Source organism: Pseudarthrobacter sp. rb, assembly GCF_056389225.1.
The window spans coordinates 273,054-285,822 of record NZ_JBWJAR010000002.1; the positions used below are offsets into that span (position 1 = coordinate 273,054).

Below are 12,769 nucleotides of genomic sequence, written 5' to 3' on the forward strand. Positions count from 1 at the left end.
CAGTGCGGGGAAGACCGGTTGTTACTGCCGCACGATCAGCTCAGGATTTGCCTGCTGGCACACCTTGTCCCCTGCCGTCTGGTTCACAATGTCCTGGGGCAAAGCCGCGGCGGCTCCGCCTCCTGCCCCAAAGGCGGTGCCGGTGGTGAAGTCGCTGCCGACATACACCTGCACGCCTGCCACGCCCGGAGCAGGGATCATGAGGGTGGCAGGAATTCCCAGCAGCGCCGCCACATCGGCAGCAACGTCGGCAAAGCCATTGCCGTAATACACCGCGGTCTTGGCCACCGGCTGCGCGAGGAACTGGCCGGTCTGGGCGAAGCCGCCTGCAACCAGCGCCTGGACAAGCTCCTGGGCACGGCCGTTGATGCCGCTTCCGTTGGCGACGGTCACGGGCTGGATCGCTTTGTTGTAGGGCGGCACGGGCGTCGCCGTCTCAGTGGGGGCAGGAGGTGCTGCCGTTTCGCTGGGCGACGGCGTGGTGGGTGCAGTGGGATCCGTCAGGTCCACATTCTTGCGCATAGCCGAAAAGAGCTGCGCACCTGCGGGTTCTGCGATGACCAGCCTGTTGGGGTCCACGGGCGCCGGCGTCGTGGGCACCGCGACAAACGCCACCTTGCTGATGTCGATGTCCTTGAGCCGGTTGCCGATGGTCAGCAGCGTGGGAACAGACGCCAGCCCGTTGTCCACTGTCAGGTTCTGGGTCACGACGTCGGCGATCTTCAGCATTTTCGCGGGGTCGGACAGCGTCCCGTCGTCCTTGATCTTGCGGGTCAACGAAGAGAGGAAGCCCTGCTGCGCCTTGATGCGGCCCAGGTCGCCGCCGTCGGCAAAGGCATGACGGGTGCGCAGGTAGGCAAGTGCCATTTCGCCCTGCACGGACGACGTTCCGGCGGGCAGCCGCAGCCGGGAGTCGGGATCGTACACCGCGTCGCTGATGCACACATCCACCCCGCCCACGGCGTTGGACAGTTCCTTCACGGCGTTGAAGTCGGCCATCATGAAGTGGTCGACCTGCATGCCGGTGAGCTTGTTGACCGTGTCCACGGCGCAGCCGATGCCGGCCTCGCTCATGGCCTCATTGATCATCACGCCGGTGCGGGCAGGGTAGTCCTTGTTGGTCTTCCGGTCCTTGCAGTCCGGAATGTCCACCAGCAGGTCCCGGGGAAAGCTGATGACGTTGACCCGCTTGTTGTCCTCGGAGATGTCCATCAGCATCATGACGTCCGACTTGCCGTAGCCGGTGGAATCGTCCGCGGTTCCGTACTCTGAGTTCTTCCCGTCGCGGGTGTCCGAGCCGAGAATCAGGATCTGCAGGCGTCCGGTGGCATCGTTTCCCGGGGACTCCGTGCTTTCCCCGCCGGCGTTCAGCGGGGCCTTGGAGATGTTGTTCTGGAGCCGGAAGAACCAGAACCCGGCGAACGCGGCAGCCGCCACGAGGACCAGTGCCACCACGCCAGTGACGGCCTTCAGCCACAGGGGCATGCTGCGCAGGGGGCCAAGGTGACGTGCGGCACCCACATCATGGCTGTCCGCATGACGGGACGCCGGTCCCGGTCCGGATGACAAGTCAGCCTCGTTGTCGCGGTTATCGCGGCCTCGACCCACGTGGTGAACCTTCCTCTAAAAACGAAATCCGGTCCATTTTAGTGGTCCAGGCTGGAGAACATGACGGGAACGCCCGCGCGGAGGGCGCTTATGCGGGTCAGAAACCCAGTTTGACCAGCTGTTTCGGGTCGCGCTGCCAGTCTTTTGCCACCTTGACGTGGAGGTCCAGGTAGATGCGCGTGCCCAGGAGAGCCTCGATGCCTTTGCGGGCGTTGGTGCCGACTTCCCGCAGCCGGGCCCCGCCCTTGCCAATGATGATGGCCTTCTGGGAGGGACGCTCGACGTAGAGGTTGACGCGCACGTCCAGGAGGGGGTTGTCGTCCGGCCGGTCCTCCCGGGGGACAATCTCTTCCACCACGACGGCGAGGGAGTGCGGGAGCTCGTCCCGGACCCCTTCCAGGGCTGCTTCGCGGATCAGTTCAGCCACCATCACGGCTTCGGGTTCATCGGTCAGTTCCCCGTCCGGATACAGGGGAGGCGACGGCGGCATGTGGCTGATCAGCACGTCGGCGACCGTTTCCACCTGGAAACCGTCGGCAGCGGAAACGGGAACGATGTCTTTCCAGCCGTCCTCGCCCATCACCTCGCGGCCGAGCGCCGCCACGGCAAGGAGCTGTTCGGTGAGCGCCTGCTTGTCCACCAGGTCAGCCTTGGTGACGATGGCGATCACGGGTTTGCGGCCGACGGCGGCAAGCTGGGCGGCGATGAACTTGTCGCCGGGTCCGATCTTCTCGTTGGCAGGCAGGCAGAACCCGATGGCGTCCACCTCGGCGAGGGTGTCTGCCACGAGGTCATTCAGGCGCTTGCCGAGCAGGGTACGGGGACGGTGCAGGCCCGGTGTGTCCACCAGGATCAGCTGGGCGTCGTCGCGGTGGACGATGCCGCGGATGGTGTGCCGCGTGGTCTGCGGCTTGGCGGAGGTGATGGCCACCTTCTTGCCCACCAGCGCGTTGGTCAGGGTGGACTTGCCCGCGTTGGGCCTGCCGACCAGGACCGAAAAACCGGCGCGGAAACCGCCAAAGTCGTCCGGTTCGGCAGCCTTATTTTTCTTGCTCACGTGGAACTCCCTGCTGGGTTGCTTCGGCCTCTTCCAGGAGGCCTTCAAGGTCAGTCTCTACTCTTGGTACGGGTGCCGCAATGATGTGGCTGACCCGGTTCCGCCGGCCTTCCAGCCGGTCCGCCCGCAGCGATACGCCCTGCACATCCACGCTGCTGCCCACGATGGGAACGCGGCCCAGCGCCTTGGCGAGGAGGCCACCCACGGTGTCCACCTCGTCGTCGTCGATCTCCAGGTCGAACAGCTCGCCGAGGTCGTCGATGCCCATCCGGGCGCTGACCCGGTAGGAGCCGTCTCCCAGGGCCACGGCTTCGGCGCTCTCGGTATCGTATTCGTCCACGATCTCGCCCACGATCTCCTCGATCAGGTCTTCGAGGGTCACCAGCCCTGCAGTGCCGCCGTACTCATCAATCACGATGGCTACGTGCGTGGATTCCTTTTGCAGCTCGCGCAGGAGGTCGCTGACGGGTTTCGACTCCGGCACGTAGCGGACCTCGCGCGCCAGCGACTCCACCAGGGGCGGCGCCTGGTCCGCTCCCAGCTGGTGGACGACAGCTGCAACATCCTTCAGGTAGACGATGCCGAGGATGTGGTCGGTGTTCTCGTTGATGACCGGGATCCGCGAGTATCCCGAGCGCAGGAACAGGGACATGGCCTCGTGGAGGCTTGAGCCGGCGTCGATGCTGACAATGTCCGTCCTGGGAACCATGACGGCGCGGACCAGGGTGTCCCCGAAATCGAAGACCGACTGGATCATCTCGGCTTCGGTGTCCTCGATCATGTCGGACTCACTGGCCCGGTCCACAAGTTCCCGGAACTCCTGTTCGCTGAAGAACGCGTCGTCACCGCCGGGCGCACCGGGAGCCGCGGAGCTCCCGATGGCCACCAGCCACCCTGGGATGGGCCCCAGCACGCTGGTGAGGAACCGGACCATCGGCGCGGTGAAGCGGACCACCGCGGTGGAGTGCAGCCTGCCGAGCTGCCTGGGTGACACACCTACGATCACGAACCCCAGGAGGGCCATAATGCCGGTGGCCACCAGGCCGGCGAGCCAGACGTTGTCCAGCAGGCTTGCGATCAGGACGGCGACGGCAACCGCCGAGGCCATCTCAAACCAGACGCGCCAGAAGCGGAGGGCCCGGGTATGGGCAACGGGTTCCGCAAGGATGCGGCGCATGGCGGTGCCGCGGCTCCTGTGCAGTGCCTCTTCAGCGTCGTGCCGGGGAAGGAAACTGAAGGCGGCCTCGGCCGCTGTCAGCAGGGCCGCGACGGCAAGGAAGACCAGTGCCACCGCGACCAGGAGCAGTTGCGTCACTGGGTCGTCTCTGCAGGTGCTTCTTTGCCGGTAAAGCCGGACAGGAGTTCCCGCTGGAGCCCGAACATCTCCGCCTTCTCTTCTGGTTCGGCATGGTCGTAGCCCAGCAGGTGAAGGATGCCGTGCGTGGTGAGCAGCAGCATCTCGTCCTGCAGCGAGTGGCCCGCGTTCCGGGCCTGCACTGTGGCCACCTGCGGGCAGATGGCGATGTCGCCCAGCATGCCCTGGGGCGTGGGCCGGTCAGGGGTCCCTGGAGTCAACTCGTCCATGGGAACCGAGAGCACGTCCGTGGCCCCGGGTTCGTCCATCAGCTCGATGTGCAGCTTCTCCATGGCCGGTTCATCCACCAGGAGGATGGACAGTTCGGCCTGCGGATGGATGTAGAGCTGCTCAAAGATGTACCGCGACAGGGCTACGAGCCCGGACTCATCCACCTGGACGCCGGACTCGTTGTTCACCTCGATGCTCACGCGTGTTCCCCCCGTTTTTCGCGGCTTGCTGAATGTTTGACGCGGTTCCGCTGGGCTTCGTCCCAGATGCTGTAGGCGTTGACGATGTCGCCAACAAGCCTGTGCCGCACAACGTCGGCGGCATCCAGGACAGAGAAGCTGACGCCCTCGATGCCCTGCAGGATTTCTTCGACGATCCGCAGCCCCGAACGCGTTCCGAAGGGCAGGTCCACCTGGGTAACGTCTCCGGTGACCACCATCTTGGATCCGAAACCCAGCCGTGTGAGGAACATCTTCATCTGTTCCGGCGTGGTGTTCTGGGCTTCGTCAAGGATGATGAAGGCGTCGTTGAGGGTGCGGCCGCGCATGTAGGCAAGGGGCGCCACCTCGATGGTGCCGGCCGCCATGAGCCGCGGGATGGATTCGGGGTCCATCATGTCGTGCAGGGCGTCGTAGAGCGGCCGCAGGTAGGGATCGATCTTGTCGCTGAGCGTGCCGGGCAGGAACCCGAGCCGCTCCCCCGCCTCCACCGCAGGGCGCGTCAGGATGATCCGGCTGACCTCTTTCTGCTGCAGGGCCTGGACAGCTTTCGCCATGGCCAGATAGGTCTTGCCGGTGCCGGCCGGGCCGATGCCGAAGATGACCGTGTTGGCATCGATGGCGTCAACGTAGTTCTTTTGGTTCAGCGTCTTGGGCCGGATAGTCCTGCCGCGGCTGGAGAGGATGTCGTGGGTGAGCACATCCACGGGATTCTGGAGTGACTGGGTGCGCAGGAGGGCAACCAGCTGCTGCAGCACCGCGGGCGTGATGACTGTGCCCCGGGCCACCAGGCCCCGGACTTCCTGGAGGAGCCGCATGATGCGGGGAACGTCACTGACGGGGCCGCTGATGGACAGTTCATTGCCGCGGGCATGGAAGTTGACGTCCGGGAACTGCTCTTCGATGAACCGCAGCGCCTCGTCATGGCTGCCGAGCGACTGAACCATTTGGTCGGAGTTCTCAAAGAGGACTACTTCGGTCCGGATGCCGGGCAGGGAGTGCGGGAATTCCCCCGGACCGCCGTCGCCCGTGTTGAGCCGGCGCTTACCATTTGCTGATTCAGTCATGGTGCTGGCCCGCAGGCCCGTGGTCCCCTCGAAGATCGACATCATTTGTTTGCTTTGGCTGATGCCGGCGCCCGTTGCACGGTGCTCCTTGCCCAGCGATCCCTTTATCTTACGCCAGCACCCGCCCTGGCCGGGTACTGGACCGGATTCCAGGCCGGTCACCCGGCCGGTCACCTGGCCGGGACCGGCACCGGCCCTTCAGCCAGGGAATTGCAGCCGCAAACGGGTAAGAATGCAGCGTTAGGTATCAACTTCATATCGGCCTCATATCGTTCCCGTTGCAGTTACGGCCAGGGAGGCCAAAGAGCGGCTGGGGGAACCCTCCCCTGTGCAATGCTGGAAATCCAGCGTCTGCTGGAACGCCAGGCCGCCAGGGGGATCGGCCCGCCACGCCAGGAAAGGACTAGGCAGGACAGTGCCGGAAACCTCTGTGCCCGAACGGGCAGGACGATCGGTGGGCCGCATGCGCCCTGCCGTCCTCGCAGGAATCCTGGTGCTCGTTCCCGCCCTCGCAGCCTGCACCGCCGAGAACGGACCATCGCCCTCTCTCACCTCTGCCTCAGTCCCGGCCACCGGCGGCACCATGCCGGACGCGCCCGCCACCAGCGCCCCGCTGGAAACCACCCAGTCCTCCAACAAGGCCCCGGTGTACTGGATTGGGCGCAGCGGCGGGAACATCTTCCTCTACCGTGAGTTCCGGGACGTTCCGGAACAGGAGAACCCGGTGACGCGGGCACTGCGCGCCATGATGTCGGAGAAGCCGCTCGACCCGGACTTCTTTACGCCTTGGCAGAACCCGGACAAACTTGCCACCTCCATCTCGGGCAAGGACGTCATCACGGTCGACGTCTCGGCTGACGCCTTCAACAGCAACCTCGACGCCGACATGGCCGCCCGCGCCATCCAACAGCTGATCTACACGGCAACCGCTGCCGCCGCCAGTTCGGGCCTGATCGACACAGGGCAGCAGGTCCGGGTGCGGATCCTCGTAGACGGCCATACGGACTACGTCGCGTTCGGAAAAGTCCAGCTGGGCGCACTGATGACCCGTGCTGCCGGGCTGGTGGCGCCGGTGTGGATCATTGATCCGCAGGAAAACACGGAGGTGCCTGCCGGCAGCGTAAAGATCACCGGCCGCAGCACGTCGCCGGGAGCAAAGCTCCGCTGGCAGATCCTGCAGTCCGGGGACGGCGGAAGCAAGGCCCCGTTCCTGACCGGTGAAACCACGGCCGGCGCCGGGCAGGGGCAGGCGGGCGTCTTTACGCTGGCACTGACCTTGCCGGCCGGCGGCTATGAGCTCCGGGTGGCGCAGGCAGGTTCCGGCGGGGAGCCGGACCGAAACGAGGACACCAGGTCCTTCAAGGTCAGGTAGCTGTCCACCGGCCAAGGATGTCGCTTGCAAGCACGACGGCGGCCGGCCCGGCCGTGGAGGACCGCAGGACGTGGTGTCCCAACAGGGCGGTCACAGCGCCTTTGTCGCAGAGTTTCGTTACTTCCCGCGGGCTGATTCCGCCTTCCGGGCCGACGATCAGCAGGACTTCCCGGATGCCCTCGTGCCCACTCCCCTGCCACGCTTCCAGGACGGTGCGCAGCGGACGCACGGCATCTTCGTGGAGGATGACGGCCAGGTCTGCACCCTCCACGGCGGCGGAAAGCCCGGCAGTATCGACGGCGGCCCGGACCTCGGGGATCCAGGCGCGCCGCGCCTGTTTGGCGGCGGCGGCCACAGTGGACTCCCACTTGGCATGGGCGCGGGCGGCCCTGTCACCTTTCCAGCGGACGATGGACCGTTCCGACTGCCAGGGTATGACGGCATCGATGCCCAGCTCGGTGGCGGTTTCAATGGCCAGTTCGTCGCGGTCGCCCTTGGCCAGGGCCTGAACCAGGACCAAGCGGACGTCCGGCCGGTCTTCCATTGCCAGTGCGCCGCACTCCACTCCAAGTCCCGAGGCCGCGGCGGAGACGACCTTTCCGCTCATGCGGGCGCCGGCGCCGTCGACAATGTCCACCGGCTCGCCCGGAGACAGGCGTTTGACGGTCACTGCATGCCGGGCCTCCGCCCCTTCGAGGACAAAGATCCGGCCGGGCACCATGCCCGCCAGTGAACCGGCGGAGGTGAAGAAGACGGGGTTGCTCACCGCTACAGGTTACCGAGCCGGTCCCGGAGCTTGGCGAACATGCCGCCGCTGGCGGCGAGCTTGCCCTCGGTGAGCTGTTCGCCGCGGAGCTTGGCGAGCTGCCGGAGGAGGTCCTCCTGTGCCGGGTCGAGCTTGGCCGGAGTGTCCACCTGGAGGTGGACCTTCAGGTCCCCGCGGCCGTATCCCCTCAGGTGCGTGACACCCAGGCCACGCAGGGTAATGATCTCGCCGGACTGAGTTCCGGGCTTGACGTCGATGTCCTGCGTACCGTCGAACGTTTCCAGGCTGACGTCCGTGCCCAGTGCGGCCGCCGTCATGGGGATGTGCAGCGTGGCGTGCAGGTCATCGCCTTCCCGTACGTAGGTGGCGTCATTGTTGACGCGGATTTCCACGTAGAGGTCACCGGTCGGTCCACCTGCAGGTCCGGCTTCGCCCTGCCCGGCGAGCTGGATCCGGGTTCCGGTGGCCACACCGGCGGGAACCTTGATGGTCAGCGACCGCCGGCTGCGGATACGGCCCTGGCCGCTGCACTCGTTGCAGGGATCCTTGATGACCGTGCCGAAGCCTTCGCAGGTGCCGCAGGGGGCGGCCGTCATGACCTGGCCCAGGATGGAGCGCACGGCCCGCTGGACCTGGCCGCTGCCGCCGCAGATGTCGCAGCGCTCCGGGTGGGTGCCGGGCCGGCAGCAGGATCCGTCACAGGTGGGGCAGACCACGGCAGTGTCCACTTCGAGCTTCTTGTTCACGCCGAACACGGCGTCGCGAAGGTCGATCCGGACGCTGATGAGGGCGTCCTGGCCGCGGCGGACGCGGGAAGCCGGGCCGGAGGTGCCCCCGGCGCCGAAGAAGGTGTCGAAGATGTCCTGGAATGCGAAGCCCTGGCCTGCGTAACCGGCACCGCCGAAGCCGTTGTCCGTGCCGTTCTCGTTGCCCGTGGTGTCGTAGATCCTCCGCTTTTGGGGGTCGGAAAGGACCTCGTAGGCGTGAGTTACTGCCTTGAAGCGTTCTGAAGCGTCCGCACCGGGGTTTACGTCCGGGTGAAGGGTGCGGGCCAGTTTGCGGTAGGCCTTTTTGATCTCTTCGCCCGTAGCTTCGGGTGAGACTCCAAGGACGTCATAGTGGCTGCTCAAAGTTCGTATCTCTTCCTTGTTGTACTGCGTTCAGTGTGGGCGGCCCCGCTCTGTGGTCCGGTCCCGAAAAGGCTCCGGCGGCGAAGAGTCAGGGCCCCAAAATCCTGGAAAGGTAGCGGGCCACAGCCCTGACGGCGGCCATGGTGGTGGGATAGTCCATCCTGGTTGGGCCGAGGATCCCTACCTTCGCGGCGCTGTCCGGGCCGTAGCCGGTGGCCACCACGGAGGCTTCGGCAAGGCCGTCATAAGGGTTTTCCCTTCCGATACTGACGGCCACTCCCCGGTGGTCCTGGGCCATTTCGCTCAGCAGCCGCAGCATCACCACCTGCTCCTCCAGTGCCTCGAGCACGGGGCCGATACTGAGGGGGAAATCCACGTTGGACCTGGCCAGGTTCGCCGTTCCGGCCATGACCATCCGGTCCTCCCTGGTGTTTTGTGCCAGGCCCTCCAGTCCATGCGCCAGCGCGTGCGCGGCCTGGCGCTGGCCGTGCGCAGTTCCGGCTACGACGGCGGGGAGCGCCTTGGCCAGCTGGCTTAGCGGAGTTCCGGCCAGCGCGGCAAGGAAGCGGGTACGGAGCGCGGCCAGTGCGTCGTCGCCAAGGTCCTGGCCGACGTCGATGACCCGCTGCTCCACCTTGCCGCTGTTGGCAATCAGCACCACCAGCACCTTGCGGGGGGCCAGGAGCACGAACTCGATGTGGCGCACCAGTGCCTTGCTGAGGTGCGGATACTGGACCACAGCCACCTGGTTGGTCAGCTGCGACAGCAGCCGGACGGTGCGGTCCAGGACGTCGTCGAGGTCGTCTGCGCCTTCCAGGAGGGACTGGATGGCCCGGCGCTCCGCTGCCGACAGGGGCTTGACTGCCGAGATCTGGTCGACAAAGAGCCGGTAGCCCTTGTCTGTGGGAATTCGCCCTGCACTGGTATGCGGGGCAGTGATCAATCCCTCGTCTTCAAGGGCCGCCATGTCATTGCGGATGGTTGCGCTGGAAACGCCCAGATGATGCCGCTCGACCAGGGCCTTTGACCCGACCGGTTCGCGGGAGTGGACGTAGTCCTCCACGATGGCCCGCAGCACTTCCAGTTTGCGTGGCTCGCTCACTCTCCACCTCCATCCATGGTCCGGGGCGCATACCCCGCCAGGTGCCACCAGTGTTAGCACTCGACATGCCTAAGTGCTAACAGTCTATTATGCCTCGGCCCGTTGTTAGCATTGGTACCGCTCCGGGCGAAATTCCGGTGCGGAGGACCTAGCGCTAGGCGGATCGAATCCATGGATTACCAAAACTGGGGGCCCCGCGGCATTTCCGCCCCGGCCAAGGCGGAATTGCCCGAGGTTCCGGTGGAGCGGGGCATGGTGCTCGAGGATGTCCAGTCAGGCTGGGTCGGCGCCGTCACCCGGGTGGAAAAGTCCGGCGGCATGCACGTCGTGGCCCTGGAGGACCGCCGCGGGAAGTCCCGGTCCTTCAAGCTCGGCTTCGGTTTCCTCCTTGAGGGCCGGCCCATCCGGCTGATGCCTCCCGCCGCCCGGCCGGCAGCCGCCGGCCCCGCCGCCGGCAGGACAGCCTCAGGCTCCGTCCGGGTCTCCGGCCAGCGGGCCCAGGTCGCCAAGGCAAGCCGCATCTGGGTGGAGGGCAAGCACGACGCCGAACTGGTGGAAAAGGTCTGGGGAGACGACCTTCGGGTGGAAGGCATCGTCGTCGAACCCCTGCACGGCATTGACGACCTCGCCGCCGCAGTTGCCGCCTTTAAACCCGGTCCGGGCCGTCGCCTCGGCGTGCTCGTGGACCACCTCGTCCCTGACTCCAAGGAGTCCCGCATAGCCGACGCCGTCATGGCATCCCCCGGCGCGGCCGGAAATGTCCTGATCGTCGGCCACCCCTATGTGGACGTCTGGCAGGCGATCCGCCCCGCTGTCCTGGGCATTGACAAATGGCCGTCCGTGCCCCGCGGACAGGACTGGAAGACCGGAATCCTGAAGGCCTTTGGCTGGCCGCACGCCACCAAGGAGGACATCGGCCTGGGATGGCAAAAACTACTGGGCGCCGTACGTACGTACGCGGACCTGGAAGCGTCGCTGCTGGGGCGGGTTGAGGAAGTCATCGACTTCCTCACCGCCCCCTGAAGGCCGGACACCGGCCCGGGAGCCAGTATTCTTGGTAATGCAGCGCCTTTTCCCAAGGCCGCTGCACACCGCGCCCATATATGAAGTCAGCACCACTTGCACCTCCGAAGGAACAGACTGTGGCAGAAAACGCACGTGATCACAGGGACGGCCAGGGCCGCTCCGAGTACCATGGCGTCCCCGCCAATGCGCTGCCGCTCACGGCCAGCGAAGACCGCCAATGGGCCACGCTCGCGCATTTCGGTGGGATCCTGGGGTGTGTCCCCTCGCTGCTGATCTACCTGATCTTCCGTGACCGCGGGCCATTTACCGCGCAGGAATCCAAAGAAGCGCTGAACTTCAGCCTGCCGCCCACCATCGCCGCCGTGCTGGCCAACATCCTGGTGTTCATCCCCTATGTGGGAAACATCTTCGCGGTCATCGCCACTCTGATCTGGGTGGCGCTCACCTGCTTCTCCGTGGCAGCAGGGATCCACGTCAACAAGGGCCAGCCGCACCGCTACCAGTACAACCTGCGCTGGATTAAGTAGCCGCTCAGAGCTGCGGGGCCACTGGCCCCGCAGCGCGGATCCGACGGGCGTCCGCCCAGTCAGTCGGGCAGGATACGGCGGACCACCGCGTCCGCCAGGAGCCTGCCCTTGAGCGTGAGGACCAGACGGCCCTGGAAAGCAGCGACGGGCTCCACCAGGCCGTCAGCGATCAGGCCGGCCACTTCGTGCCGGCCGGCAGAGCCAAGAGTGGAGACTTCAAGCCCTGACTGCAGGCGCGCCTCCAGCATTACCCGCTCCAGGTTTCTGGTCCCGGCATCCAGGGTCTCCCTGCCCGCCGCAGGCGAATGCCCCTGGGCCAGACGGTTCGCATAGGCGGACGGGTGCTTCACGTTCCACCAGCGCACCCCGCCCACGTGCGAATGTGCGCCGGGGCCGATGCCCCACCAGTCGTCGCCACGCCAGTAGGCCAGGTTGTGGCGGCACGCGTGCTCCGGGCTTCGCGCCCAGTTGCTGACCTCATACCAGCCGAGTCCGGCTTCGGTGATGAGCTGGTCGGCGAGTTCGTACTTGTCGGCGTGGTCGTCGTCGTCAATTCCCGGCACCTCGCCGCGGCGCATCTGGGCGGCCAGCTTGGTCCCGTCCTCGACAATCAGGGCGTAGGCGCTGATGTGGTCCGGCTGGTAGGAGAGGGCAGTTTCCAGGGAGTGGCGCCAGTCGTCCAGCGACTCCCCCGGTGTGCCGTAAATCAGGTCCAGGCTGACGTCCAGTCCGGCCTCCCGCGCCCACTGCACCACCTGCGGAACCCTGCTGGGCGTGTGGGTGCGGTCCAGGACCTTGAGCACGTGCGGGACGGCGGACTGCATGCCGAAGGAGACCCTGGTGAAGCCCGCCTCCTTGAGGACGGCGAGGGATTCGGGGGTGACCGAATCGGGGTTGGCTTCGGTGGTGACCTCGGCGCCGTCCTCGATGCCCCACTGGTCGATGGCTGCGCGAAGGATCAGTGCGAGGTCATCTGCCGGCAGCAGGGTGGGCGTGCCGCCCCCGAAAAAGACCGTGCTGAGCTTGCGCTGCGGCAGCCCGGAACGTGCCATCACGGTGCCGGCCAGGGACACTTCCGACACGGCGGTTTGGGCGTAAGCATCCTGTGAGGCGCCGCCGCCCAGTTCCGTGGCGGTGTAGGTGTTGAAGTCGCAGTACCCGCAGCGCACGGCGCAGAACGGGATGTGGACGTACAGGCCAAAGGCCCGGGCCGCCGCACCGTCCGCTGCCTGTGGAGGCAGCAGACCGTCCGACGGCGCCGGGTCGCCGAGGGGAAGGACGCTGGGCATCAGCGGGTCCCCGCCTGCGCGG

Annotated in this window: 12 protein-coding genes; 3 read left to right on the forward strand and 9 right to left on the reverse strand. The window is 66.2% G+C overall.

Going from position 1 to position 12,769, the window contains the following annotated elements; genetic code table 11:
• Positions 1-21: 21 nt before the first annotated feature.
• From ACWRN3_RS03980 to ACWRN3_RS04000, 5 genes are all read right to left on the reverse strand, one after another.
• Positions 22-1,485, reverse strand: a complete 1,464-nt coding sequence (locus ACWRN3_RS03980) for an LCP family protein (protein WP_255172280.1) — start codon at positions 1,483-1,485, stop codon at positions 22-24.
• Between the two features lie 220 nt (positions 1,486-1,705).
• A complete protein-coding gene (gene era / locus ACWRN3_RS03985; protein WP_159631946.1) occupies positions 1,706-2,665 on the reverse strand; it encodes a GTPase Era in 960 nt (319 codons plus the stop codon).
• The gene (locus ACWRN3_RS03990) at positions 2,649-3,980 is read right to left on the reverse strand and encodes a hemolysin family protein (RefSeq protein ID WP_255172281.1); all 1,332 of its coding nucleotides are present in this window, start codon (positions 3,978-3,980) and stop codon (positions 2,649-2,651) included. Before ACWRN3_RS03990 ends, era begins: the two co-directional genes overlap by 17 nt.
• Positions 3,977-4,450 (reverse strand): rRNA maturation RNase YbeY, encoded by a 474-nt coding sequence (ybeY, locus tag ACWRN3_RS03995; RefSeq protein WP_159631944.1) that lies wholly within the window; start codon positions 4,448-4,450, stop codon positions 3,977-3,979. The genes ACWRN3_RS03990 and ybeY overlap by 4 nt, the downstream gene beginning before the upstream one ends.
• Positions 4,447-5,535 carry a PhoH family protein gene (locus ACWRN3_RS04000; RefSeq protein ID WP_324645266.1) on the reverse strand — a complete coding sequence of 363 codons (1,089 nt, stop codon included), beginning with the start codon at positions 5,533-5,535 and terminating at the stop codon, positions 4,447-4,449. Before ACWRN3_RS04000 ends, ybeY begins: the two co-directional genes overlap by 4 nt.
• A 454-nt stretch (positions 5,536-5,989) precedes the next feature.
• Here ACWRN3_RS04000 and ACWRN3_RS04005 point away from each other — a divergent pair, with 454 nt between their 5' ends.
• Positions 5,990-6,907 (forward strand): GerMN domain-containing protein, encoded by a 918-nt coding sequence (locus ACWRN3_RS04005; protein ID WP_476740010.1) that lies wholly within the window; start codon positions 5,990-5,992, stop codon positions 6,905-6,907.
• On the opposite strand, the gene ACWRN3_RS04010 is transcribed toward ACWRN3_RS04005, so the two are convergent.
• The 3 genes from ACWRN3_RS04010 to hrcA all read right to left on the reverse strand — a co-directional run bounded on the left by ACWRN3_RS04010 (position 6,900) and on the right by hrcA (position 9,905).
• Entirely contained in the window at positions 6,900-7,673 is a 774-nt protein-coding gene (locus ACWRN3_RS04010) for a 16S rRNA (uracil(1498)-N(3))-methyltransferase (RefSeq protein ID WP_476739919.1), read from the reverse strand. The two genes, ACWRN3_RS04005 and ACWRN3_RS04010, sit on opposite strands and share 8 nt — an antisense overlap.
• A gap of 2 nt (positions 7,674-7,675) precedes the next feature.
• Positions 7,676-8,803, reverse strand: coding sequence for a molecular chaperone DnaJ (gene dnaJ, locus ACWRN3_RS04015; RefSeq protein WP_324642023.1), 1,128 nt, complete (start codon positions 8,801-8,803; stop codon positions 7,676-7,678).
• 88 nt (positions 8,804-8,891) lie between these two features.
• Entirely contained in the window at positions 8,892-9,905 is a 1,014-nt protein-coding gene (hrcA, locus tag ACWRN3_RS04020; RefSeq protein ID WP_324642024.1) for a heat-inducible transcriptional repressor HrcA, read from the reverse strand.
• 171 nt (positions 9,906-10,076) lie between these two features.
• On the opposite strand from hrcA, the gene ACWRN3_RS04025 reads away from it, so the two are divergent.
• The gene (locus tag ACWRN3_RS04025; RefSeq protein WP_476739920.1) at positions 10,077-10,928 is read left to right on the forward strand and encodes a DUF3097 domain-containing protein; all 852 of its coding nucleotides are present in this window, start codon (positions 10,077-10,079) and stop codon (positions 10,926-10,928) included.
• Positions 10,929-11,047: 119 nt separating this feature from the next.
• A complete protein-coding gene (locus ACWRN3_RS04030) occupies positions 11,048-11,458 on the forward strand; it encodes a DUF4870 domain-containing protein (RefSeq protein ID WP_141941485.1) in 411 nt (136 codons plus the stop codon).
• 59 nt (positions 11,459-11,517) lie between these two features.
• Here ACWRN3_RS04030 and hemW read toward each other — a convergent pair whose 3' ends face one another.
• Positions 11,518-12,747, reverse strand: coding sequence for a radical SAM family heme chaperone HemW (gene hemW, locus ACWRN3_RS04035; protein WP_476739921.1), 1,230 nt, complete (start codon positions 12,745-12,747; stop codon positions 11,518-11,520).
• Between the last annotated feature and the right edge of the window lie 22 nt (positions 12,748-12,769).

Coding starts and splice junctions, on each gene's coding strand:
- ACWRN3_RS03980 (WP_255172280.1), bottom strand. CDS start 1,485: ATGCCCCTGTGGCTGAAGGCCGTCACTGGCGTGGTGGCACTGGTCCTC.
- ACWRN3_RS04000 (WP_324645266.1), bottom strand. CDS start 5,535: ATGACTGAATCAGCAAATGGTAAGCGCCGGCTCAACACGGGCGACGGC.
- ACWRN3_RS04025 (WP_476739920.1), top strand. CDS start 10,077: ATGGATTACCAAAACTGGGGGCCCCGCGGCATTTCCGCCCCGGCCAAG.
- hemW (WP_476739921.1), bottom strand. CDS start 12,747: ATGCCCAGCGTCCTTCCCCTCGGCGACCCGGCGCCGTCGGACGGTCTG.